We start from the raw sequence: 24,010 nt of genomic DNA, 5'->3' as shown, positions 1-24,010 counted from the left end.
GATTATTTTTTTAGGTTGGTTTTATGAGTTCAAAAGTTACTAAATTTAGTAGAGTTGGTTTTATCTTAGCAGTTGCAGGAAGTGCTGTTGGACTTGGCAATGCGTGGAAGTTTCCTACAATGGTTGGAGAAAATGGCGGAAGTGCCTTTATACTTCTCTATCTTATCCTGACTTTAGGCGTTGGCTTTGTCATATTTTTGGCTGAGTTAAGTATCGGTAGGCTTAGTAGAAAAGATCCAGTCAATGCCTACAAGGCACTCTCGCACGACAAAAGCCCTTGGAGATTTGTGGGATATAGTATGATAGGCGCTATTATGATAGTTAGCTTTTATAGCATTATTATAGGTTGGGCGCTTAAATATCTATTTTTAAGTTTTGGTTCACTTCCAACGGACATTAATAGTAGTAAAGAGCTTTTTGAAAATCTTATAACCAATGATCCGCTTAGTCAATTTATCTGCTTTAGTTTAATTTTTATAGCTGTTTTTTGGGTAGTTTCTAAAGGGGTGATTAGTGGCATTGAGAAGTTAAATGTTTGGATGATGCCAACACTTTTTATACTTTTGATACTTTTGCTTGGCTACTCTGTTAGTATGAGTGGCTTTTGGAAAGCTGCAGAATTTCTTTTTGTTCCTGACTTTTCAAAGGTTGGAGTAAGTGCATTTTTGCAAGCTTTAGGCTTATCGTTTTTTAGCCTATCTATTGGAGTTGGTTCAGTTATCACCTATTCAGCTTCGCTAAACGAAAAGACCAACTTTGTAAATAGCACGCTTATTATCATACTTATAAATTGTCTTATCGGACTTATGATGGGGCTTATAGTCTTTACCTTTATTTTTGAGTTTAACGCTAGTGTTAGTCAAGGTCCTGGACTTATCTTTATCTCTTTGGCAACTCTTTTTGCCAATCTTGGGATTTTAGGTAAAGTTTTGGCGATATTTTTCTTTGTAGCACTCATATTTGCTGGTCTTACAAGCGCTGTTTCTATGGTAGAGCCATTTACCTTCTATCTTATAAATTCCTTTAATTGCTCTAGAAAAAAGGCACTCATCTTAATAGGCAGCATAGTCTATGCGCTTGGAAGTTTGTGCATACTCTCATACTATGTTGTTACTAGTAGCTATTTTACCTTTTTTGACAAGAGCTTTTTTGATATTTTAGACTATGTTGCTTCCAACTGGATGATGCCACTTGGCGGATTTTTTGCAGCTATATTTGTAGGTTTTTATATGGATAAAAGACAAATTTATAAGCTATTTTCGTCATATATGAGTAAAACTACCTTTGATATTTGGTATTTTTTCGTTCGTTTTATCTCTCCTGTTGCGGTTGTTGTAATAATGCTTTATGAGTTGATTTTTAAAGATTTGATAGGTGGTTAAGATGAATGAGAAATTTAGCAAAATTGGTTTTATCTTAGCAGTTGCAGGAAGCGCTGTTGGACTTGGCAATGCCTGGAAGTTTCCAACTTTGGTCGGACAAAATGGCGGAAGTGCCTTTATACTTTTGTATCTTATCCTGACTTTGGGTGTTAGCTTTGTCATATTTTTGGCTGAGATTGCTATAGGGCGGCTTTCTGAAAGTGACGCGGTAAGTGCCTTTAGAAAACTTGCACCAAAACATAAAGAAAAGTGGAAATTTGCAGGATATTTTATGATAACTGCGCTCCTTATCTACTCATTTTATAGCGTAGTTATGGGCTGGATTTTAAAATACACCATAACAAGCATTTACTACCTACCAAAAACAATAGAGGAGAGCGCAGATAAATTTGGCACTCTTTTAAGTTCAAGTCTTTTAGTTAGCGTAGTTTGCTTTACTATCTGTTCGGTAGTTTGCTTCTATATACTTTCAAAAGGTGTAAAAAGCGGCATTGAGCGGCTTAATGTTTGGATGATGCCAGCGCTTTTTATACTTTTGATTTTGATGGTTTTATATTCAGTAAGTGCTGAAGGTTTTGTAAAGAGTCTCAAATTTCTACTTATTCCTGACTTTGGTGCGTTAAATAAAGATAGTGTTTTAAAGGCTTTGGGACTTGCATTTTTTACACTCTCTTTGGGTGTTACAACTATCATAACCTACGCTGCAAGCCTACCAGCAAAAACAAACATCTTAACTTCAAGTCTAAGCATTGTTTTTATAAATATCTTAATTGGCATAATGATGGGGCTTATAGTCTTTACCTTTATTTTTACTTTTAATGCCAATCCAAATCAAGAGGGTCCAGGACTCATCTTTATCTCGCTTACTATGCTTTTTTCAAAACTTGGCATAGCGGGTCATATCTTGGCAGTTGGCTTTTTTGTAGCACTTCTTTTTGCTGCAATTACTTCTGCTGTTTCGATGATTGAGCCAACTATTTTTTATCTTATAAACAATCATGGTTTTACACGAATAAAGGCGATAATTTGTATATTTACTATCACTTATATTTTGGGACTTTGTTGTATATTTGGCTACTACATACCAACATCTGGGAGTTTTTCACTCTTTGGAAAGAGCTTTTTTGACTGCCTAGACTATCTTACCTCAAACATCTTAATGCCAGTAAGCGGAATTGTAACAGCTATTTTCGTAGGATTTATCCTTAAAAAGCGCTCTTTGCTTATACTTCTTGGAAGATATATGGGTAGGGCTATCTTTGAGCTTTGGTATTTTTTATTAAGATTTGTAGCGCCTATTGCAGTTCTTATCATAATGTTAGAACAGCTTGGTATTTTAAAATTTTTAGGACTTAGCAAGTGAGTGATAAATTTAGTAAAATCGGCTTTGTATTGGCAGTTGCGGGTGGTGCTGTTGGGCTTGGCAATGCATGGAAGTTTCCAACTTTGGTTGGACAAAATGGTGGCTTTGCCTTTGTGCTTTTGTATCTTTTACTAACTTTAACGATTGGTTTTAGCATATTTTTGGCTGAGATTGCCATGGGGCGAATTAGTAGAAAAGATCCCGTTGGCGCCTATAAAACTCTAGCACCTAAAAATGGCGATAGGTGGCAATATGCTGGCTTTTTTATGATAAGCGGTATTTTTGTTTTGTCCTTTTATCTAGTTATTCTTGGCTGGGTTATAAAGTATATTTTTGTTGGATTTTTTGAACTTCCAAATAGCATAGAAGCAGCCGATCTACTCTTTGGAAACTTCATCACAAATAGCCTTGGTGAAAATCTATTTTTTTACTTAATAGCACTATTTTCTACTTTGGCAGTTGTTTCAAAAGGTATAAAAAGCGGCATTGAGCGACTAAATATCATAATGATGCCAACACTTTTTATCTTGCTTTTGTTAATGCTTTGCTACTCTCTTACGATGAGTGGCTCAAGTGAGGCTTTTAAATTTCTCTTTAAGCCCGACTTTTCAAAGATAAATTTAGATAGCGTTTTAACAGCACTTGGACTTGCATTTTTTACGCTTTGCGTTGGAATAGGGTGCATTTTGACATATGCAGCCTCGCTTGATGACAATACCAATCTCATAAAAAGCTCCATCAACATCATTCTTATAAATATTCTAATTGGTCTTATGATGGGTATGATAGTCTTTACCTTTATTTTTGAGTTTGGTGGCGATCCAACACAGCAAGGCGTGGGACTTGTTATGGTCTCTCTTAGCGCTCTTTTTTCAAAACTTGGTATAGTTGGCAATATCTTAGCGGTTTTGTTTTTTGTATCGCTCTTTTTTGCAGGTATTACTAGCGCTGTTTCGATGATTGAACCATTTATCTTCTATCTAGTCAATAAATACAACATAAAAAGATATAAAGCACTCTTTTTTACAGGAATTTTTATCTTTTTGCTTAGTCTTTCTTGCATACTCTCTATGCATGTTAGATATCAGGAGAGCTTCACCTTTTTTGGCAAGAGCTTTTTTGATATATTGGACTTTTTAACTTCAAATATCATGTTGCCACTTGGTGCAATTACAACCGCTTTGTTTGTGGGATTTGTGATGAAAAGGGAGCAAATTTACAATCTTCTTAATAAAGATATGGGTAGAGTTGGCTTTGCTATTTGGTATTTTTTCTTAAGATATATAGCGCCACTTGGGGTTGTTGTGATAGTTGTAAATGAGTTTATAGGTTAAATTTAAGAATTAAAGTTGCAATAAAATTTTTTTGCTAAAATAATGATTTTTAAGACCATATATGGGGGAGAGTATGAATTTTGTTGATATTGGAAATGGTATTTTTGAGTTTAAATTTGCCTTTTTCAAAGTTATTAAGGAGTTGCAAGAGGGAGTCTTTGCATATCATATTGTGCTTGATTTTTACTCAACTTTTGCAGCCATTTTGCTAGTTTTGCTTATAGGTAGCTTTCTTACCAAAAAGATAAAGTTTCTAAACACATATGATATTCCTGAGCCAGTTACGGGCGGACTTGTTGCGGCGATTGTATTTTTTATATTGAAATTTTCTTTTAATATCTCTGTTGGCTTTGAAGATAGTATAAAAGATCCTTTGATGCTTATGTTTTTTACCTCAGTTGGACTTGGCGCCGACATTGCAAGCCTTAAAAAGGGCGGCAGGCTTTTAGTTTTGTTTGGTATAGCTGTCTGCCTCTTTTTGATTGTGCAAAATATCGCAGGAATCGCTGTTATGTCTCTGCTTGGAGAAAATCCTCTAATTGGCTTACTCGCTGGCTCAATTACGCTAAGTGGCGGTCATGGAACGGGCGCTGCTTGGAGTGCAGTTTTTGAGGCAGCTCCTTATAGTTTTGAGGCAGCAAAAGAGATAGCGATGGCTAGCGCAACTTATGGACTTATAGCTGGCGGTCTGATAGGCGGTCCGATGGCAAATCATCTTATCAGCAAATTTAAACTAAAGCCAACTGAGCCTATAGATGTTGCAAATATTAGCGATGAGATTTTCGAAGAGCCAAAAAAACAGCGCCTAATAACTGCGCAATCATTTATAAAAAGCCTTGGACTTTTTGCAGTTGCTATGTTTTTTGGAACAACTATCTCCGTGCTTACAAAGGGAAGCGCTATAACTTTACCAACCTTTGTTTGGTGCCTTTTTGCTGGAATTATTATAAGAAATGTTCTTTCTTACTCAAGTCTTCACAATATCTTTGATAGAGAGATTGGAGTTATTGGAAATGTCTCATTGTCACTCTTTTTAGCGATGGCAATAATGACTTTAAATTTGGTTCAGCTTACAAAATTAGCAGTTCCACTTATCACTCTTCTTGTGGTTCAGACTCTACTAATCATAGTCTATGTGAGATATGTTACATTTGGAATTTGTGGAAGAGACTACAACGCAGCTTGCATGGTTGCAGGACATTGTGGTTTTGGAATGGGCGCTACACCAACAGCTGTTGCTAACTTACAAGTTGTAACTAATCACTTTGGACCATCAAAAATCTCATTTATAATAGTTCCTGTAATGGGTGGCTTTTTTATAGATATTGCAAATGCCATAGTGCTTGGGCTCTTTTTGAAGTTGCCATTTTTTGGCTAATTACAAAGACTAAGAGTTAGCCTCTCTTAGTCTTAAAATCTCTTTTGCAATACTCTCTTTATCGCCACTAAATTTATCCTTAAATTTAGAGCGATTGAAGGTAGTTTGACGTTTTGCAAGTTGGGCGGTGTGAGTTGAGATAAGTTCTACAAGTTCATCTTCGTCTTTTATCTTGCCATCAAAAAAATCTCCACACTCTTTAAGACCTATCGATTGAAGGGCTTTATGCTCTCTTCCATACTCATCAAAAAGCATCTTTGCCTCACCTAAAAGCCCAAGCCCAATCATCTCTTTTGTTCTTTGTTTGATCTTATCTCGAAGCTCTGCTCTATCCATCTTGATTTCGTAGATTGGAATTTTTTCGATAGTTGGTTTTTGTGTCTGCTCTTTTAAAAATTGAGTTGGGATCTGTTTAGTTGCTGTGTAGATATCTAACCATCTATTTAGTCTATAGCTGTCATTTTTACTAAATTTGGCGCTAAAGAGCGGATCTATCTTTAGTATAAGTTCCCAAATTTCATCATTGCTAAGAGTTAAATTTGAGGGCTTGACATAGGGCACAAGTCCTTTTAGCATGCTGTTTAGATAGAAGCTACTGCCACCTGTGATGATGAGTGGAATTTTTCTTTTTTGGGCATAATTTTTGGCTATTTTATACTCATCTATAAATTTAACTACATTAAACTTGGCATCAGGATAGACCAAATTTATACCAAAATGCCTTACACTCTCTAACTCTTTTTGGGTCGGTTTTGCACTTGCGATATCTATCTTTTTGTAGCAAGCAAGTGAGTCAAGGCTTAAAATAACTCCATTTATAACTTTTGCAAGCTCAATTGCAAGGGCGCTTTTGCCACTTGCTGTCGCTCCTATTAATGCACATTCAAAAAACATTTGCAACCTTTTTTATTTTGCTAAATTTCAAACTCTAAATTTATCCAAAGTTTTCAAACGTCAAATTTAAGATAATTTTTTATAAATTTAGCAAATCGTATTATAATAAATTTACCAATTAAAACAGAAGGAGAGACTATGTTTAGTGCAAGAAATCAACTAAAAGTCAAAATCAAAAATATAACCAGCGGTATCGCAAATTCTGTTGTAACTGCTAGTTTGAAAGATCAAGTTTTAAAAGCAACGATAACTTTAGAGTCTGAAAAAAGACTTGGCTTAAAAGAGGGCGATGAAGTTTTATTTATGTTTAAGGCATTTGATGTGCTTATTGCAACAAAAGATGACCTAAATACAAGTGCTTCCAATGATCTTGCAGGCGTTGTTTTGGATGTAAGCGATGGAGTTGTAAGCTCTGAAGTTGTTATTGAGGTGACAAATGGTGTTACAATTGTTGCCGTTATCACCAAAGAGTCAAGCAAAAATTTAGGACTAAAAAAGGGCAGCAAAGTTAGAGCCTTGATAAAGGCTACCAACATAATTGTTGCCAAAAAATAGAGCTATTTAGGCGCTAAATTTCGCGCCTAAACTAAAACTCATCTTTTGTATTACTTCCGCTACTTCTATCCCAGCTAAGTTTTGTTCCGCCAAGTAGATGAAAGTGTAGGTGCATGACCTCTTGACCAGCATTTTCACCACAATTTGTGATAAGCCTATAGCCAGTTTTATCAACGCCCATAGTTTTGGCAACTTTGTGGATAAACTCAGTCATTGCTGACATTATTGATGGATCTACCTCCTGAAAGTTTTTATAGCACTTTTTAGGAATGATTAAGATGTGAATTGGTGCCTTTGGGTTGATATCATGAAATGCCAAAAAATCATCATTTTCCAAAACTTTATTGCAAGGAATTTCTCCTGCTACAATTTTTTCAAATATTGTCATTTTTGCTCCTTATGCTCCTTAAATTTATGGTTGATTATATCAAAATATAAGAGAAATCAGGTTAGATTGCTTTTTTGATAATTTACCTATTTTTTATAAAAAATTGATTAGAATGTCTGCTTAACTTCAAATAACTAAGGATAAATAGGTGCAAAATTTAAAAGCCAAAATAGAAGATGTCAAAAACCTTGATGAACTTGATAGACTTAGAGTTGAATATCTTGGTAAAAAGGGCATTTTAACAGAGCAATTTAGCAAACTAAAAGAGCTAGACGCAACTAAGAAAAAAGAGATGGCAAAGAGCCTAAATGAGCAAAGAGATAGCCTAAATGCTTTTATAGCCAAGAAAAAAATCGAGCTAGAGACAAAAGAGATTTTACAAAAAGAAGAGGAGCAAGCTATCGATGTAACGCTTTTTAATGAGCAAAAAAGTATCGGCGCACTCCACCCAATAACGGCAACTATGGACAAAATCATAGAGTATTTTTTGGCGCAAAACTTCTCACTTGAGAGCGGACCTTTGATAGAAGAGGATTTTTACAACTTTGAGGCGCTAAATTTACCAAAATACCACCCAGCAAGAGATATGCAAGATACATTTTATCTAAGCAACAAAAATCTCCTTAGAACTCACACAAGTCCAGTGCAGATTAGAACTATGCTAAAACAAAAGCCGCCAATTCGCATGATAGCGCCAGGTGCTGTTTTTAGAAGAGATCTAGACCTTACTCACACGCCTATGTTTCATCAGATTGAGGGGCTTGTAGTAGAAAAGGGCAATAAAGTTAGCTTTTCAAATTTAAAATACCTTTTAGAAGACTTCTTAAGATATATGTTTGGCGATGTAAAGGTTAGATTTAGACCTAGCTTTTTCCCATTTACTGAGCCATCTGCCGAGGTGGATATAAGTTGTATTTTTTGTAAAGGAGAGGGCTGTAGAGTCTGCTCAAATACAGGTTGGCTAGAGGTTCTTGGAAGTGGCGTTGTAGATCCAAATGTCTTTACTCATGTTGGTTATGAAAATGTAAGTGGATATGCGTTTGGGCTTGGTATAGAGCGATTTGCTATGCTACTTCATCAGATTCCAGACTTAAGAAGTATGTTTGAAGGAGATATGAGACTATTGGAGCAGTTTAAATGATAATAACAAGAAATTGGTTGCAAGAGTGGGTAGATATAAGAGAAATTTCAAGTCAAAAGCTACAAGAGACCCTAAACTCAATAGGGCTTGAAGTTGGCGGTTATAGAGAGATTGCTATACCTTCAAAGGTAGTTATTGGTTTTGTAAAAAGCAAAGCAAAGCATGAAAACTCAGATCATCTAAGTGTCTGTGAAGTTGATGTTGCAGATGAGACATTGCAGATAGTTTGCGGTGCAAAAAATGTAGCTGTTGGTCAATATGTCGCTGTTGCTTTGATTGGGGCGGTTTTGCCGGGTGATTTTAAGATAAAAAAGTCAAAGCTAAGAGGAGTTGAGAGTTTTGGAATGATCTGTTCTTCAACAGAGCTTGGACTGCCAAAGATAAATGATGGTATTATGGTGCTTGATAGTAGCATTGGAGAGCTTACTTTGGGCGAGGAGCTTTGCAAAAATCCATGGCTAAATGATGAAATTTTTGAGATAGACTTAACTCCAAATAGAGGAGATTGCCTAAGTGTCTATGGAATCGCTAGAGATCTTTGTGCAGCGCTTGATATAAGTCTAAAAGAGGTTAATTATGATGAGAAAGAAAACCTTTTGGGTATTGGAAGAATTATCTCTATCAACTCATCCAAGCTACAAGATTGCTCATTTCAATATAGAGCCTTTGATGTTAATTCAAATGTCTCAAAGCTAGATCTTCTAAAGCAGCTAAGATTGGCGGCAGCTGGTATTTATAGTGCTAAAAAGATAGATGATATTCTCTCATATGCGACCTATTCGACAGGCGTTCTTCTAAGAGCTTATGATCTAAATAAAATTTGCACTGATTGCGATAAGATAACATTTACAATCAAGCAAGAAAAATGCGGCGCTTATGGCGTTTATGCCAACGACAAACTTCTTTCTATCGCTGGAATTTCACAGGTAGATGAATTTAGAGCGGATAATGAGAGCAAAACTATCATTATAGAGGCAAACTACACAGCGCCAACAGCTATTCAAGAGGCAGTTGGACAAAACAAAGAGCTAAAGGGTGATGAACATCTTTATCGCTCAACTAGAGGTTCTGAGCCAAATTTAACGATAGGTGGTGACTTTCTCTTCTCATTTTTAGCAAAGATGAGTGGCATAAATTTATATGGCGGCTTTCAACAAATTTGTCCGCACAAAGAGCGCTTTATTGTTAGCTTTTCTATCGATGAGATAAGTAGTATGATTGGAAAAGAGCTCGATAAAAATAGCGTTGTAAAGATACTTAAAAGACTATGCTTTGATGTCAATGTTTCACAAGAGCTTATCAATGTTGGAGTACCATTTTTTAGGCATGATATCAAGAATTCTCACGATATTTGCGAAGAGATAGTAAGGATAATTGGGATTGAAAATATCGAGTCAAGGCCACTTCTTTTTAGTGAGAAAAACAGACTAAACAAAAGTTACGAACTCTACACAAATCAAAAAAATATAAGATACAAAGCTGCAAATAATGGCTTTATTGAGTGCATTCACTACGCTTTTGATAGTAAAGAAGAGCTTAGTAAACTTGGCTTTAAGCCTTGCCAAAAAGAGATATTAAACCCGATAAACAACGAGCTAGACACACTTAGACCAACGCTTATCAACCATCTTTTAAAATCTAGCCTTAGAAATATCAAAAACTCTAAAAAAAGTATAAAGCTCTTTGAAATAGGAACTATTTTTGATGAGATAGCAAGAGAGAGCGTTGCTCTTGGATTTGTAGCAAGTGGCTATGTAGAGGAGTCAAGTCTGTTAAATGGACCAAAACCTAAAATGGTTGATTTTATCTATTTTGCCAACCTTATCCAAAATATCATAGGCGACTTTAGGATAGAGCTACCAAAAGAAAAGCTTCCATTTTTAAGTCAATATGAGCAGGCAAACATCGTCCAAGATGGCGAAGTTGTCGGCTATATAGGCAGAGTAAGTCTTGCTTTGGAAAATGAGTTAGAGCTTTATAAGAGCTATCTATGTCAAGTTGATTTTGCAAAGCTTAAATTTCAAAAGATAGTTGCCAAAAAATACTCCAAAATGCCTACAATAACAAGAGACATCAGCCTTATAGTCCCAAAAGAGTTAAGATATGAAAAGATAAAAGAGATTATAGATGGGCTAGATATCCTAAATTTGAAGGAGTTTTATCCAACAGATATCTATAGTGATGAGAGTTTGAAAGATAAATTTAGCCTCACAATAAAACTCACCTTTCAAGATGATGAAAAGACCTTAAAAGATGAAGATGTCACTATCTTTGTAGATAAAATTATCTCTTCCTTAAATGACAAATTGGGTCTAAATTTAAGATGAAAATTTTTACGCAAACAGAGCCGATATTAGCAACTCTTGAAGAGATAGCAGCTGATAAATCACTCTCTCATAGAGCAGCTATATTTTCTCTGCTTAGCAACAAGCCGTCAAAGATAGAGAACTATCTTTTGGCAAATGACACTTTACACACTTTAGATATCGTAGAAAAACTTGGCGCAAAAGTCCATAAAAATGGCTCATCTATCACTATAGAGCCGCCAATTACCATAAAAGAGCCAAATGAAGTTTTGGAGTGTGGTAACTCAGGAACAACTATGAGACTTTTTTTGGGCTTTTTAGCAGCGACAGATGGATTTTTTGTCTTAAGTGGCGATAGATACCTAAATAAAAGACCTATGAGAAGAGTTTTGGACCCACTAGGGGCTGTTGGAGCCAAGTTTGATGGAGTAAAAAATGGCGAGTATGCACCAATTGCCATAAGAGGTAAAAAGCTTGACTATTTTAAATTTGAGAGCAAGATACCATCAGCACAGGTTAAGTCAGCCATGATACTTGCAGGGCTAAAAAGCAGTGGTTGCTCTTACAAAGAGCCAGAGCTTAGTAGAGATCATAGCGAAAAGATGTTAAAAGGAATGGGCGCAGATATAAAAACAGATGGCTTAGTAAGCTATGTTAAGCCGCTAAATTCGCCCCTATCTCCACTTTCTATAAAAATCCCATCAGATCCAAGTTCGGCATTTTATTTTGCTGTAGCTGCGGCTATAACTCCAGGCTCTAAAGTTGTTTTAAAAGATCTACTTTTAAATAAAACTAGAGTAAAAGCCTATGAAATTTTGGCACAAATGGGAGCAAAGATAGAGTTTATAAAAAAAGAGAGTTTGTATGAGGAGATTGGTGATATTGTAGTTGAGTATGCACCACTAAAAGCAGTCGATATAAAAGAGAATATCTCATGGCTCATAGATGAAGCACCGGCCCTTGCAATGGCATTTGTCTGCGCTAGTGGAAAGAGTAGTCTAAGAAATGCAAAAGAGCTTAGAGTTAAAGAGTGCGACCGCATTAAAGTTGTCGTTGAGGGGCTTAGAGCTTGCAAGATAGAGGTAGAGGAGTTTGATGATGGCTTTGCAATAAAGGGCGGCAATCCACAACCTGCCATAATAGACTCCAATGGCGATCACCGCATAGCTATGAGTTTTGCCATTTTGGGATTAAGGTGCGGTATGATTATTGAAGACGCGGCTTGCATAGATAGCTCATTTCCGAAATTTAAAACACTCTTAAAAAGTGTTGGAGTTAGTGTTGAAGATTGAGCTTGCACAAAATTATGGCTTTTGCTTTGGTGTAAAAAGAGCAATTAGAATAGCGCAAAATACAAAAAACGCAGCAACTATAGGCGAGCTTATACACAACAACGAAGAGATAAAAAGACTTAAAGAGCGATATGGAGTAAAAACTCTAAACAGCATTGACGAGCTAAAAGATGAAAAAAGAGTTATCATAAGAACTCACGGCATTGCAAAAAGTGACTATGAGAGGCTCAAATTTGAGGGCAAAGAGATATTTGACGCTACATGCCCTTTTGTGACCAAACCACAGCAAATTGTAGAAGAGATGAGCAGTGAGGGCTATGATGTAGTTATCTTTGGCGATGAAGATCATCCAGAAGTTAAAGGTGTAAAGTCATATGCCAAAGGAAAAGTTTATGTTACTACAGATCCAGCTACGCTTGATGGAGTTAAATTTGGCAAAGTGGCACTCATCTCTCAAACTACCAAAAAAATCGAAAACTTTGAAGTTTTGGTGGGATATCTTTTAAGAAGAGCAAAAGAGGTGAGAGTTTTTAATACCATTTGCAACGCAACCTCTCAAAATCAAAAGGCGATTACAGAGCTCTCTCAAAGAGCCGATGTTATGATAGTAGTTGGTGGCAAAAACTCATCAAACACAAAGCAACTTTTTCTCATCTCAAAGCAGTTTTGCAAAGATAGCTACCATATAGAAAATGAGTTAGAGCTTAAAAAAGAGTGGTTTATAGGCAAAAATCTTTGTGGTATCTCAGCTGGTGCTAGCACGCCTGATTGGATTATCCAAAAGGTAATTAAACAGATCGAGAGTTTTGTCTAAATTTCAACTATATTTATAAATTTACCAAAACAATATCCGCAAAAAAGCCAAATATATTTATTAAATTTAAAGCAAAGTTATCATAAAATCAATTCCTACTATTTTATTTATAGATAGAAATCATAGACAAAAGGAAAAAAATGGCTGAGGTGAACACAGGAGTTCAAAGTGAAGCAAAAGAGCATCTCAATGAAGAGATGGATTTTGCAACAATGTTGGAAGAGTCTTTCAAGAAAAAAGAGGAAGAAGTTGTGATTGATGGCACTATCGTTGCTATCAAAGGTGATGAGGTTTTTGTTGATGTAGATAGAAAGTCCGAAGGGCTTCTACGCGCAGAAGAGATAAAAGATGACAACGGCGCTCTTTTATACAATGTAGGCGACGCTATAAAGGTAGTTATCGTAAGTAGCTACAACGGTAAACCGATAGTTTCATACAAAAAAGCATTAAAAAAGATAAAAGTTGCAGAGTTTATCGACTCTTATGATGAAGAGGCTGAAAATATCTTTGATGCAAAGATTGTTTCTAGAAACAAAGGTGGCTATATCTGCGTTACAAAAGATGGGCTAGAGTTTTTTATGCCTCGCTCGCAAAGCGCTTTAAAGGATTCAAACTCACTTATTGGCAAACAATACAAAGTAAAAGTAATCAAAGTAAATAAAGAAGATCAAAGCATAGTTGCTTCTAGAAAAAAGCTAGTTGATGAAGAGAGAAAAGCCAAGAAAGAGATAGTTTCCAAAATCCTAGAAAGCGATGAGATTATTGAGGGAACTATCAAAAAAATCACAACTTATGGAATGTTTGTAGATGTTGGTGGAGTCGATGGTTTGGTTCACTATAGTGAGATAAGTTACAAAGGACCTGTCAATCCTCAAACGCTTTACAAAGAGGGCGATAAAACTCAAGTAAAAGTTATAAATTATGATAGTGAAAAAAGACATCTTTCACTCTCTATAAAGGCAGCTACTCCAGATCCTTGGAGAGAGATCAAAGAAAACGAGCTAGGTGTTGGCGATATCATCAACGTAACAGTTAGCAACATAGAGCCATATGGTGCTTTTGTTGATCTTGGCAATGATATAGAGGGATTTTTACATATAAGCGAGATCTCTTGGGATAAAAACATTAAAAATCCAAAAGATTTCATAGAAGAGGGTCAAAATTTAGATGTTGAGATTATTGAGATAGATAGCGAAAAAAGACGCTTAAGAGTAAGTCTTAAAAACCTTCTACCAAAACCTTTTGTCGAATTTAAGTCAAAACATAAAGTTGGCGATGTTGTAAAAGGAGAGGTGACTACCATCACAAATTTTGGAGCATTTGTAAAAATAGACTCAGTAGAGGGACTTTTACACAACGAAGATGTCTCATGGGATAGAGCAGTAAGATGCAAAGAGCTCTTTAAAGTTGGCGATGAGATAGAGGTAAAGATTATTAAGATTGATGATGAGAGTGAAAAAATTTCTCTTAGCAAAAAAGAGCTAGAGGATAGCCCTGTTGTAGAGTATGCCAAAAAGCACAATATTGGTGATGCAGTTAAGGGCAAGATAAGAGATATCAAAGAGTTTGGAATTTTTGTTGAACTTGGCGAAAATGTTGACGCACTCATCAGAAAAGAGGATATTCCAGGTACTGAATTTGACAATCTAAAAGTTGGCGATGAGATAGAGGCGGCAATTGATTTTATAGATGAGAGAAGAAATAGAATCAGACTTAGCCTTAGACGCCTTGAAAGACAGAAAGAAAGAGCAGTCCTAAACGAGATAAACGATAGTGACGAGAAGGTAACTTTAGGCGATCTTATAAAAGAGCAGTTACAAAATAACTAAATTTGCCATTTAGGCTTATAATTTAAGGGAGTTAAGAGATGGGTACTATTATAGTTTGCGATGCGATACATCCAATTGGATTTGAACTACTAAAAAAAGAGAGAGATATTGAAATTATTGATGCTACAGAGCTTAGCAAAGATGAGCTTTTAAAACTTTTGCCAAAAGCCGATGTAGCAATCACTAGAAGCCCAACAGCTGTAAATGATAAATTCTTAAACTCAGGTGTAAATTTAAAAGCAATTGTTAGAGCTGGTGTTGGTGTGGATAATGTGGATATTGAGTCTTGCTCAAAACGAGGAATAATCATTATGAATGTCCCAACAGCAAACACAATAGCTGCTGTTGAGATGACTATGGCTCATCTTATTAACTCCGCAAGAAGCTATGTCAACTCTTGCAACGACCTAAAGATAAATAGAATTTGGAAGCGAGAGAAGTGGTATGGCAATGAGCTTTTTGGCAAAAAACTTGGAGTTATAGGCTTTGGTAATATTGGCTCAAGAGTTGCTACAAGAGCTTTGGCTTTTGGTATGGATGTAGTTGCTTATGACCCATATATCTCACCATCTAAGGCAACAAGCGTTGGCGTTAAGTATTGTGAAGATTTTGGCGAGATATTGAGTAGCGATTTTATCACTATCCATACACCAAAGACAAAAGAAACGATAGATATGATCTCTTTTGATGAGATGAAAAAACTAAAAGATGGTGTTAGGTTGATAAACTGTGCAAGAGGTGGACTTTTTAATGAAGATGCTCTAGTTGAAGGGCTTAAAAGTGGCAAAATCGCCTATCTTGGTATAGATGTTTTTGACAAAGAGCCAGCCACTGACCATCCATTTTTGGACTTTGAAAATGTTTCAGCCACTCCTCATCTTGGTGCAAATACCAAAGAGTCACAAAAAAATATTGCAACTCAAGCAGTTGAGCAAGCAATTAGTGCTTTAAGAGGCATTTGTTATCCAAACGCACTAAATTTGCCTATAAAAGAAGAAGATATTCCAAAAGATATAGAGCCATATATCGAGCTTATTTCAAAGATGTCCTACCTTGGAGCGCAGATAAATAAAGCACCTATCAAAAGTATTGAGTTGCAAGCTTCAGGCGAGGTTGCAAACTATCTTGACTCTATGATAACTTTTGCTTTGGTGAGCGCACTTAGGGATACTTTGGGAGATAATATAAATTATGTAAATGCCAAATTTATAGCAGAAGAGAAGAAAATCGCGCTTAAAACATCAGTTATAACTCAGTCAAGCTACAAAAACAGAGTTACAGTAAAAATCGTAACCGATAAAGATATCTCATCAGTTAGTGGCACAGTCTTTGCCGAAAATGAGGGTCGCATTATAAATATCAACGGCTTTAAAACTGACTTTAAGCCAAAAGGCAAGATGATTGTCTTTAAAAACGAAGATATTCCGGGAGTTATTAGAGATATCAGCACAATTTTAGCTAAAGAGCAGATAAATATCGCAGACTTTAGACTTGGTAGAAGTAATAGTGGCGATGGCGCTTTGGCTGTAATTCTTGTAGATGAAGATATTACAAAAGAGACTCTTGCAGCACTTAACAAGATCCCAGCTTGCATTTGGGCAAAATACGCAGTTTTATAAACTTTAGTGGCTTTTTATAGCCACTAAACTTACAAATTTAAGCAGTGAAATTTAAGAATTTTTTATAATTTATCAATATATTTTCGGAGTTAAATTTAGTTAAAAGTTGCCATTAGATGGCAACTTTTTTAGCATGAATAGCAAGTTTTGAACTCAAACGCTGTTGGTCTAGCTTCATATGGCCATACTTGAGTTTCAAATTTAAAGTGTTGATATGTCTGGATAAAGAGATCACTCATTACAGGTTTTAGATAGTCACAATCCCTTATAAGCGACTCCAAAGCCCCTCTTAAGGTGTGTGGAAGTTGCTCTATATCTCTTTTTCTTATCTCATCAAGAGTTAGTTCAAATAAGTTTTCATCCATTGGACCAACAGGCTCATATTTGTGTTTTATGCCATCAAGTCCTGCAAGTAGCAGTGAAGAAAAGGCTAAATATGGGCAAGCTGTAGCATCTGGAAATCTTATCTCAGCTCTAACGCTATTTTTGCCACTTCCATATGGAATTCTAATAGAAGCTGAGCGGTTTTGGCAAGAGTATGTCAAGATATTTGGCGCCTCAAATCCAGGTATCAATCTTTTATAAGAGTTGGTGCTTGGGTTGGTAAATGCAGCAAGACTTCTTGCATGTTTTAAAATACCGCCGATATACCATCTTGCAACATCGCTTAAATTGCCATAAGCTCCCTTTTTATAGAAAAGATTTAGTCCATCTTTCCATATGGATTGGTGCACGTGCATACCGCTACCATTGTCCCCATAAAGCGGTTTTGGCATAAATGTAGCTGTTTTGCCATTGAGATGAGCTACCATTTTTACCACATACTTATACTTTTGAACATTATCGGCTGCTTCAACCAAAGTGCCATATTTTACGCCAATTTCGCCTTGTGCTTGACCTGCCTCATGGTGAGCTAGATAGGTTTCAAGCCCAATTTGCTCCATTACTTGCAACATCTCAGCTCTTAGATCAACCATACTATCTACAGGTTGAACTGGAAAATATCCACCTTTTGCAGTTGGGTGGTGACCTGTATTGTAACTATCTTTAAATTTCTTACCACTATTCCACGAACCCTCTTCACTGTCTATCTTATACATTCCAACATTTGATGAATCCACGATTCTAACATCGTCAAAGATAAAAAACTCATTTTCAGGTCCAAAGTAGCATGTGTCGCCTATGCCACTTTCTCTTAAAAAGGCCTCTGTTTTTTTTGCAATACTTCTTGGACATTTTTCATAAAGCTCATTTTTATAGACATCATAAACATCGCAAATCACCACTGCTGTGACATCGGCTGTAAATGGATCTAAAAAGAGAGTTTCAACATCGGGCTTTAAAAGCATATCGGATTGGTTGATTGGCTGCCATGCTGCAATAGAGCTGCCATCAAATGGTATTCCATTTTCCATTAGCTCTCTTTGAAGTCTGTGATAGTTATATGCTATGTGGTGCCAAGTACCTTTCATATCGGTGAAGCGAAAATCAACAAAAGCGACCTCATTTTCATCACAAAATTTAAAAAATTCATCTAAGTTTTTAACAAATTTTCCCATGATATCTCCTATTTAAATTTCAGAAGCTTTATTTTAACATAAACAACGGTATTTTTTATTTAATTTTATATTTTTAAAAAATCTATTTTTTATTTAGCTAAGTTAGATAAATTTTGCTTTAAATACAATTTTAACTAAATAGAATATAATATGACTTTATCAAAAAGGAGAGAGTTGAAAAAGATAGAGCTATTAAGCCCAGCGGGCAATCTTACAAAGCTTCAAATAGCCATAAATTATGGCGCCGACGCAATTTATGCAAGTGTTGGAAACTTTAGCCTACGCCAAAGAAGTGCAAAGGACTTTACAAAAGAGAGCTTTGCAAAGGGCGTTGAGATAGCCAAAGAGCACGGCAAGAAATTTTATGCAGCAGTAAATAGCTTTGCCTTTAACTCCCAACTTGAGAAGATAAAAGAGCATATGAATTTTTTAAATGAGCTAAAAGTTGATGGGGTCATCGTCTCAACACCAGCCACAATCGCTCTTGCAAAGGAGCTTTTGCCGCACTCCCAGATTCATCTTTCGACTCAAGCAAATGTTATGAACTATCTAGATGCTAAGTTTTACTATGAACTTGGAGTTAGTAGGATAGTTGCAGCAAGAGAGATGAGCTTAAAAGATGCAATTTTTATAAAGGAGATGTTGCCAAATTTGGAGCTTGAGATGTTTTGTCATGGTTCAATGTGCTTTGCATATAGTGGTCGCTGTCTTATAAGCGCCGTTCAAAGTGGAAGATTTTCCAACAGAGGAAGTTGTGCAAATGACTGTAGATTTAACTATGAGTTATATGCCAAAGATCCAGAAAATGGCGCTTTGTTTAGGTTAGAAGAAAACAGTGGCGATGGAACTATGATAATGAACTCAAAAGATCTAAATCTCATAAACCACATAGAAAAGCTTATCTCTAGCAATGCCATTGACTCATTGAAGATTGAGGGCAGGACAAAGAGTGAGTATTATGTTGCTTGTAGCACAAACGCTTATAGAATGGCAATGGATGAGTATAATACGCCTAAATTTGACCTTTCTAAATATAACTATGAACTAAATAGCCTAAGCAACAGAGGCTTTATGGATGGATATGTTGTAAAAAGACCTTATGAGCGATTAGATAGTCAAAATTTAGACTCAAGCCAAGAAGATGGAACTCATCAAGTTGTTGCAATGAGTGACGAAGAGGGCTACATAAGTGTAAAGTCAAAGATAATTTTGCAAAAACCATACGAAATTTTGTCTGCTAACAAGCAGTTAGAGTGCTGCGATAACGATATAGGCAGAATCTATCAAGAAAATGGCAGATATATGTTGATTTTTAAAAGACTAATAACAAAAAACCAAAAAGAGCTAAGTGAGGTTCATAGCGGAAATTTAAATCCAATAAAACTTCCAATAAAGCTTGCTAAATTTAGCTTTTTAAGAGAGAAAATAAAGGAGAATTTATGAAGTTTGTAAGCATTATAATGGGTAGCAAAAGCGACCTTGAGGTTATGAGAGAGTGTGAGAGTATTTTAAAGGAGTTAGGCATTGCTTATGAGATGATAATAAGCTCAGCTCACAGAACTCCAAAAAGAACTGCAGAGTATGTTCAAGAGGCGACAAACAAAGGTGCAGAGGTCTTTATCTGTGCAGCTGGCATGGCGGCTCATTTGGCAGGTGCAGTGGCGGCAAATACCATAAAACCAGTCATTGGTGTGCCGATGTTTTCAAATACCCTTTCTGGTGCCGATGCTCTTTATTCAACTGTTATGATGCCAGGTGGAATACCTGTTGCAACAGTTGCGATTGGCAAGGCAGGTGCAAAAAATGCCGCCTATTTGGCAGCTCAGATTTTGGCTACAAGCGACGAAGAGTTAGCCAAGAAGCTTAAGGTAAACAGAGAGCAGAGTGCTAAAAATGTTGAGAGCGACTCAAAAAGCATAGAAGTTCGTATCAAATAATGGAGTTTATATGACATTTTCACAAATTATTTTAAAACTACAAGAGTATTGGCATAAGCAAGGTTGTATTATAATTCAGCCTTACGATATACCAGCTGGTGCTGGCACATACCATAATGCTACATTTTTAAGAAGTCTAGATAGCAAACCATGGGCTGCAGCTTATGTTGCGCCATCTAGAAGACCGACCGATGGAAGATATGGCGAAAACCCAAATAGACTTGGCGCCTACTACCAATATCAAGTAATCATAAAACCAAGCCCAGCAAACATTCAAGAGCTCTATTTAAAGAGCCTTGAGATGTTGGGACTTGATCTAAAAAAGCATGATATTAGATTTGTTGAAGATAACTGGGAGAGCCCAACACTTGGCGCTTGGGGACTTGGTTGGGAAGTTTGGCTTGATGGAATGGAAGTGACACAATTTACCTATTTTCAGCAAGTTGGCGGTATCTCTTGCAAAAGTATAAGTGTTGAGATAACTTATGGACTTGAGCGACTTGCCATGTATCTGCAAGATAAAGAGAGTGTGTTTGATCTTGTTTGGGATGAGTATGATGGCAAAGTCTTTACCTATGGTGATGTTCATAAAAGAAGCGAGTATGAGTTTAGTAAATATCACTTTGAGTTGGCCGATACAAAGATGCTTTTTTCTATGTTTGATGGCTATTTTAAGGAGTGCAAAAGGATTTTAAAAGAAAAGCTAGCACTTGTGGCGTATGATTACTGTATGCTTTGCGCTCATACATTCAACATTTTAGATGCAAGAGGCGCTATCTCTGTAACGCAAAGACAAGAGTATATTTTAAAGATTAGAGAGCTTGCAAGAGAGTGTGCTTTGTGCTATTTGGGAGATGAGAGTGAAGATAGCAAAGATCTATGAAATTTTAGATCAAATTGCGCCATTTTGCGAGCAGGAGAGTTGGGACAATAGCGGACTTTTACTAGGCAGCATGCAAGATGAGTTTGAAAAGCTCTATCTAAGTTTAGATCTTGATAGTGCCCTTGTTGGGGAGATGTTGTCAAACTCTTTAGTCATAACTCATCATCCGCTTATTTTTGGTGGTCTAAAAAAGATAGACAATCTCTATCCATCAAATTTGATAAGAGAGCTTATAAAAAAAGAGATAAAACTTATCTGCATGCATACAAATTTTGATAAATTTGTCTTAAATGACTATGTTGCAACTCAAATTTTACAAGTAGATATTGTAGATAGAGATGACTTTCTTATCTATTTTGAGCCAAATTTAAGCTTTGATGAGTTTGGAAAGTGGCTCAAAAAAAGGTTAAATTTAGAACAAATTCACGCAGTAAAGGCGGGAGATTTTATCAAAAGAGTGGCACTTTGCACAGGAAGTGGCGGGGATTTGATAGATAGTGTTTTGGCAGATTGTTTTATAACGGGCGATATTAGATATCATTTAGCACTTAAAGCTCATGAAAATGGCATTTCGCTTTTTGATATAACTCACTTTGGAAGTGAGTGCTATTTTGCTTTGGCACTTGCTAAACACTTGCAAAAAAACCAAATAGAAGTTATAATTCGTAATTCAATAAATCCATTTAGTTACATATAAAAGGGAAAAGATGAACAAATACTTAAAGCAACTTATAGAGTTGTCAACATACGATAAACAGATAGATGAATTTACTCCACAAATCGAAGAGATAGAGAAAAAAGTTGGCTCAAAAGAGGATGAGATTGGAGCAGTTAGCAAGCAAGAAGAGGAGCTTTTGGACGATAACAAGGAGCTAGCAAGTCAAATTTCTAAAACAAATATCCAGATACAAGAGTTTGCTCAAAAACTAAAAGAGGTTTCCAAAAAGAAAACCACCATCAAAACTGAAAAAGAGCTAAAGGCACTTAGCACAGAAGAGACAGTTGCAAAAGAGCAGTTAAATGCAGCTAACGAAGAGATTGCAAGACTTGAAAGAGTTATAGAGAGCAAAAAAGAGCAACACCAAGAGTTAGAAGAGAAGAAAAAAGCTTTGGAAGATGAGCTAGAAGAGATGAAAAAAAAGAGCGGCGAAGAGCTTGCAAAGATAGAAAAAGAGCGAAATGCAATCTCAAAAAACAAAGCCCAACTTCTAAAAGAGATGGATCAAAAAATTATCTCTTTTTATGAAAAAATTAGAAAGTGGGCGAAAAATAGCGCAGTTGTTCCTGTAAAAAAACAGGCCTGCTATGGCTGCTTTTTAAGAATCAACGAGAAGACCTACTATTCAGTTTTAAAAGGCGATGAGATTGTTACTTGCCCACATTGTGGCAGAATTTTATACAAAGAAGAGAGTAGCACAAAAGAGAAGTCAGAGTGATTTATAATTTAGTTGCCGCTATCGTTTGGGTAGTGGCATTGCCCATTTTGCTTCTACTCTCATTTAAAAGCAAATACAAAAAGAGCATTCCAGCTAGATTTTTCCTAAAAGATAACTCAAAATTAAAAAAATCCGATGTTCATTTTCACGCCTGTAGTTTTGGAGAGGTTAGAGCGCTAGCGCCACTCTTTGATAAGTTTAAAAATATCGCCATAACAACTACCACACAAACTGGCTTTAATGAGGCCAAGAGATGGGACAAAGAGGCTAAATTTCTACCTTATGAGCTTTTTTTGCCATTTTGGCTGGGTGGTTCTAAGGTTCTAGTTGTTTTTGAGGCTGAGCTTTGGCTAAATTTAGTCAAATATGCCAAAAAAAATGGCACCTTTATCATCCTTTTAAATGCAAGAGTGAGTGATCACTCCTATGAAAAATATCTCAAATTTAGATTTTATTATAGAAAAATTTTTAGCTATATAGATGTTGTTTTTGCACAAACTACCAAAGACAAAGAGCGACTCTTGGAGCTTGGTGCAAAAAATATCATCGTAAATGGCAACATAAAATGCTATGTTGATAGGAGCAAATTTAGCCAAAAAATGGAGCTAAAAAGTGACAAAAAGATATTGGTCATCGCAAGCACTCATAGCGGCGAAGAGAGTATTATACTTGATAGTATCGCAACAAAGAGGTTTAAAATCATCATCGCGCCACGTCATCCAGAGCGCTTTGATGAGGTTGATCTTATCTCCAAAGAGTATTGCAAAAGACTAAACTTAACTTATGAGAAATTTAGCCAAAATTTAGCTCTAAAGAGCGATTTTATACTTCTAGACACCCTTGGAAAGCTTGATGAGTTTTATCAAGTTTGCGATGTTGTTATACTTGGTGGAAGCTTTATTAGGGGCATTGGTGGTCACAATCCAATAGAGATAGCAAGATACAATAAGCCTCTTATTAGTGGCAAATATATTCACAACCAAAAAGAGCTTTTTAACTCAATTGATGGTGCTATTTTTGCAGAGCCAAGTGAGCTGCGAGGACTTTTAGAAAAAGAGCTTCCTAAAACTAAGATTAAAAAAGAGTATGACCTAAATCCAGTTATAGAGCTAATAAAGGAGAAAATTTGAGTAAAGAGAGAGCCTATAAGTTGCTTGCATTGGAGCTAAAGATCTCAAACAATAAGGCAAAAGAGCTAATAGACGATGGACTAGTTTTTGCTAGAGGTGCAAAAATTGCAATTGCTAGAGAGATGTTAGATGTTGGGACCAAATTTAAAGTTATGCAAAGAGAGGCTATAGAAAAAATTTATGAAGATGACAATATCATAGCCCTAAATAAGCCAATCTCCATTACTTCTAGCCAAGTTGAAGAGAAATTTGGTTTTGCGCTTTTACATAGACTAGACAAAGAGACAAGTGGCGTTTTGTTGCTAGCAAAAAATAGCGATTTTCAAAAGAGAGCAATTGATGAATTTAGGGTAAAACGAGTTAAAAAAACCTATCTAGCCATAGTAAAAGGAGTTGTCAAAGAGCCATTTACTATAGATGAGCCACTAATTACACTAAAGGGCAAAGGTGGGGCTTTTACTAAGCTTTCAAAGTATGGAAAAGAGGCGATAACACACGTAGAACCCTATATGATAAGTGGCAAAAAAACTCTTCTAAACATCTGCATAGAAACAGGCAGAACTCATCAAATAAGAGTCCATTTAGCTTCCGCTGGATATCCTATAGTTGGCGATGAAAAATATGGCAACAACAGCTCTATTAGAATGTTTTTGCACGCTTATAAAATTGAGCTTTTGGGCTATAAATTTATAGCAAGCTTAAAAAATAGTTTTAATGAGTTTGGCTTTGAGCTACCCAAAGATTTGCCATTTTAAAGATATTTAAGGATA

21 protein-coding genes are annotated in these 24,010 nt (G+C 36.1%); 18 read left to right on the top strand and 3 right to left on the bottom strand.

Annotation, left to right across the window (positions count from 1 at the left end):
• The first annotated feature begins 23 nt into the window (after positions 1-23).
• The 4 genes from Q0X52_RS02935 to gltS all read left to right on the top strand — a co-directional run bounded on the left by Q0X52_RS02935 (position 24) and on the right by gltS (position 5,457).
• Complete coding sequence (locus Q0X52_RS02935) at positions 24-1,382, top strand: sodium-dependent transporter (protein ID WP_297574670.1); 1,359 nt, start codon at positions 24-26, stop codon at positions 1,380-1,382.
• Position 1,383: 1 nt separating this feature from the next.
• Positions 1,384-2,745: a sodium-dependent transporter gene (locus tag Q0X52_RS02930; protein WP_297574668.1), complete on the top strand. Its 1,362-nt coding sequence runs from the start codon at positions 1,384-1,386 to the stop codon at positions 2,743-2,745.
• Positions 2,742-4,079, top strand: coding sequence for a sodium-dependent transporter (locus Q0X52_RS02925; protein ID WP_297574665.1), 1,338 nt, complete (start codon positions 2,742-2,744; stop codon positions 4,077-4,079). The genes Q0X52_RS02930 and Q0X52_RS02925 overlap by 4 nt, the downstream gene beginning before the upstream one ends.
• A gap of 73 nt (positions 4,080-4,152) precedes the next feature.
• On the top strand, positions 4,153-5,457 hold the full coding sequence (gene gltS / locus Q0X52_RS02920) for a sodium/glutamate symporter (protein ID WP_297574662.1): 1,305 nt from the start codon (positions 4,153-4,155) through the stop codon (positions 5,455-5,457).
• A gap of 9 nt (positions 5,458-5,466) precedes the next feature.
• Here the strand turns inward: gltS and miaA are convergent, their stop codons facing one another.
• On the bottom strand, positions 5,467-6,351 hold the full coding sequence (miaA, locus tag Q0X52_RS02915; RefSeq protein WP_297574659.1) for a tRNA (adenosine(37)-N6)-dimethylallyltransferase MiaA: 885 nt from the start codon (positions 6,349-6,351) through the stop codon (positions 5,467-5,469).
• Between the two features lie 138 nt (positions 6,352-6,489).
• Here miaA and Q0X52_RS02910 point away from each other — a divergent pair, with 138 nt between their 5' ends.
• Positions 6,490-6,906: a TOBE domain-containing protein gene (locus Q0X52_RS02910; protein WP_297574655.1), complete on the top strand. Its 417-nt coding sequence runs from the start codon at positions 6,490-6,492 to the stop codon at positions 6,904-6,906.
• Positions 6,907-6,937: 31 nt separating this feature from the next.
• Here the strand turns inward: Q0X52_RS02910 and Q0X52_RS02905 are convergent, their stop codons facing one another.
• Positions 6,938-7,294, bottom strand: coding sequence for a histidine triad nucleotide-binding protein (locus Q0X52_RS02905; protein WP_297574652.1), 357 nt, complete (start codon positions 7,292-7,294; stop codon positions 6,938-6,940).
• A 148-nt stretch (positions 7,295-7,442) separates the two neighbouring features.
• On the opposite strand from Q0X52_RS02905, the gene pheS reads away from it, so the two are divergent.
• The 6 genes from pheS to serA all read left to right on the top strand — a co-directional run bounded on the left by pheS (position 7,443) and on the right by serA (position 16,295).
• Positions 7,443-8,435, top strand: coding sequence for a phenylalanine--tRNA ligase subunit alpha (gene pheS / locus Q0X52_RS02900; protein ID WP_297574649.1), 993 nt, complete (start codon positions 7,443-7,445; stop codon positions 8,433-8,435).
• Positions 8,432-10,762, top strand: a complete 2,331-nt coding sequence (gene pheT / locus Q0X52_RS02895; protein ID WP_297574647.1) for a phenylalanine--tRNA ligase subunit beta — start codon at positions 8,432-8,434, stop codon at positions 10,760-10,762. Before pheS ends, pheT begins: the two co-directional genes overlap by 4 nt.
• Positions 10,759-12,033, top strand: coding sequence for a 3-phosphoshikimate 1-carboxyvinyltransferase (aroA, locus tag Q0X52_RS02890; protein ID WP_297574644.1), 1,275 nt, complete (start codon positions 10,759-10,761; stop codon positions 12,031-12,033). Before pheT ends, aroA begins: the two co-directional genes overlap by 4 nt.
• Positions 12,023-12,847: a 4-hydroxy-3-methylbut-2-enyl diphosphate reductase gene (locus tag Q0X52_RS02885; protein WP_297574642.1), complete on the top strand. Its 825-nt coding sequence runs from the start codon at positions 12,023-12,025 to the stop codon at positions 12,845-12,847. The genes aroA and Q0X52_RS02885 overlap by 11 nt, the downstream gene beginning before the upstream one ends.
• Before the next feature lie 140 nt (positions 12,848-12,987).
• On the top strand, positions 12,988-14,676 hold the full coding sequence (locus Q0X52_RS02880) for a 30S ribosomal protein S1 (RefSeq protein ID WP_297574639.1): 1,689 nt from the start codon (positions 12,988-12,990) through the stop codon (positions 14,674-14,676).
• A 38-nt stretch (positions 14,677-14,714) separates the two neighbouring features.
• Positions 14,715-16,295: a phosphoglycerate dehydrogenase gene (serA, locus tag Q0X52_RS02875; protein ID WP_297574637.1), complete on the top strand. Its 1,581-nt coding sequence runs from the start codon at positions 14,715-14,717 to the stop codon at positions 16,293-16,295.
• A gap of 128 nt (positions 16,296-16,423) precedes the next feature.
• Here the strand turns inward: serA and glnA are convergent, their stop codons facing one another.
• On the bottom strand, positions 16,424-17,854 hold the full coding sequence (gene glnA, locus Q0X52_RS02870) for a type I glutamate--ammonia ligase (protein WP_297574634.1): 1,431 nt from the start codon (positions 17,852-17,854) through the stop codon (positions 16,424-16,426).
• A gap of 174 nt (positions 17,855-18,028) precedes the next feature.
• Between glnA and Q0X52_RS02865 the strand changes: the two genes are divergently transcribed.
• From Q0X52_RS02865 to Q0X52_RS02835, 7 genes are read left to right on the top strand one after another with little or no spacing between them, the layout of a single operon-like run.
• Positions 18,029-19,297: a peptidase U32 family protein gene (locus Q0X52_RS02865; protein WP_297574631.1), complete on the top strand. Its 1,269-nt coding sequence runs from the start codon at positions 18,029-18,031 to the stop codon at positions 19,295-19,297.
• On the top strand, positions 19,294-19,791 hold the full coding sequence (gene purE / locus Q0X52_RS02860; protein ID WP_297574622.1) for a 5-(carboxyamino)imidazole ribonucleotide mutase: 498 nt from the start codon (positions 19,294-19,296) through the stop codon (positions 19,789-19,791). Before Q0X52_RS02865 ends, purE begins: the two co-directional genes overlap by 4 nt.
• Positions 19,792-19,801: 10 nt before the next feature.
• The gene (gene glyQ / locus Q0X52_RS02855) at positions 19,802-20,674 is read left to right on the top strand and encodes a glycine--tRNA ligase subunit alpha (RefSeq protein ID WP_297574619.1); all 873 of its coding nucleotides are present in this window, start codon (positions 19,802-19,804) and stop codon (positions 20,672-20,674) included.
• On the top strand, positions 20,652-21,371 hold the full coding sequence (locus tag Q0X52_RS02850; RefSeq protein ID WP_297574615.1) for a Nif3-like dinuclear metal center hexameric protein: 720 nt from the start codon (positions 20,652-20,654) through the stop codon (positions 21,369-21,371). The genes glyQ and Q0X52_RS02850 overlap by 23 nt, the downstream gene beginning before the upstream one ends.
• A 10-nt stretch (positions 21,372-21,381) precedes the next feature.
• Positions 21,382-22,110: a C4-type zinc ribbon domain-containing protein gene (locus Q0X52_RS02845; RefSeq protein WP_297574613.1), complete on the top strand. Its 729-nt coding sequence runs from the start codon at positions 21,382-21,384 to the stop codon at positions 22,108-22,110.
• Positions 22,107-23,240 carry a lipid IV(A) 3-deoxy-D-manno-octulosonic acid transferase gene (gene waaA / locus Q0X52_RS02840; RefSeq protein WP_297574611.1) on the top strand — a complete coding sequence of 378 codons (1,134 nt, stop codon included), beginning with the start codon at positions 22,107-22,109 and terminating at the stop codon, positions 23,238-23,240. Before Q0X52_RS02845 ends, waaA begins: the two co-directional genes overlap by 4 nt.
• On the top strand, positions 23,237-23,995 hold the full coding sequence (locus Q0X52_RS02835) for an RluA family pseudouridine synthase (protein WP_297574608.1): 759 nt from the start codon (positions 23,237-23,239) through the stop codon (positions 23,993-23,995). Before waaA ends, Q0X52_RS02835 begins: the two co-directional genes overlap by 4 nt.
• The last annotated feature ends 15 nt before the right edge of the window (positions 23,996-24,010 follow it).

Origin of the sequence: uncultured Campylobacter sp., assembly GCF_947255105.1 — a bacterium.
Taxonomy (GTDB): domain Bacteria; phylum Campylobacterota; class Campylobacteria; order Campylobacterales; family Campylobacteraceae; genus Campylobacter_B.
The sequence above is the reverse complement of the archived record's forward strand: the minus strand, read 5'-3'. Positions and strand labels throughout refer to the sequence as shown.

Excerpts from the sequence above, each read along its gene's own strand:
- Q0X52_RS02935 (WP_297574670.1), top strand. The coding sequence starts at position 24 with ATGAGTTCAAAAGTTACTAAATTTAGTAGAGTTGGTTTTATCTTAGCA.
- Q0X52_RS02930 (WP_297574668.1), top strand. The coding sequence starts at position 1,384 with ATGAATGAGAAATTTAGCAAAATTGGTTTTATCTTAGCAGTTGCAGGA.
- gltS (WP_297574662.1), top strand. The coding sequence starts at position 4,153 with ATGAATTTTGTTGATATTGGAAATGGTATTTTTGAGTTTAAATTTGCC.
- miaA (WP_297574659.1), bottom strand. The coding sequence starts at position 6,351 with ATGTTTTTTGAATGTGCATTAATAGGAGCGACAGCAAGTGGCAAAAGC.
- Q0X52_RS02910 (WP_297574655.1), top strand. The coding sequence starts at position 6,490 with ATGTTTAGTGCAAGAAATCAACTAAAAGTCAAAATCAAAAATATAACC.
- Q0X52_RS02905 (WP_297574652.1), bottom strand. The coding sequence starts at position 7,294 with ATGACAATATTTGAAAAAATTGTAGCAGGAGAAATTCCTTGCAATAAA.
- pheT (WP_297574647.1), top strand. The coding sequence starts at position 8,432 with ATGATAATAACAAGAAATTGGTTGCAAGAGTGGGTAGATATAAGAGAA.
- aroA (WP_297574644.1), top strand. The coding sequence starts at position 10,759 with ATGAAAATTTTTACGCAAACAGAGCCGATATTAGCAACTCTTGAAGAG.
- Q0X52_RS02880 (WP_297574639.1), top strand. The coding sequence starts at position 12,988 with ATGGCTGAGGTGAACACAGGAGTTCAAAGTGAAGCAAAAGAGCATCTC.
- serA (WP_297574637.1), top strand. The coding sequence starts at position 14,715 with ATGGGTACTATTATAGTTTGCGATGCGATACATCCAATTGGATTTGAA.
- glnA (WP_297574634.1), bottom strand. The coding sequence starts at position 17,854 with ATGGGAAAATTTGTTAAAAACTTAGATGAATTTTTTAAATTTTGTGAT.
- purE (WP_297574622.1), top strand. The coding sequence starts at position 19,294 with ATGAAGTTTGTAAGCATTATAATGGGTAGCAAAAGCGACCTTGAGGTT.
- glyQ (WP_297574619.1), top strand. The coding sequence starts at position 19,802 with ATGACATTTTCACAAATTATTTTAAAACTACAAGAGTATTGGCATAAG.
- Q0X52_RS02845 (WP_297574613.1), top strand. The coding sequence starts at position 21,382 with ATGAACAAATACTTAAAGCAACTTATAGAGTTGTCAACATACGATAAA.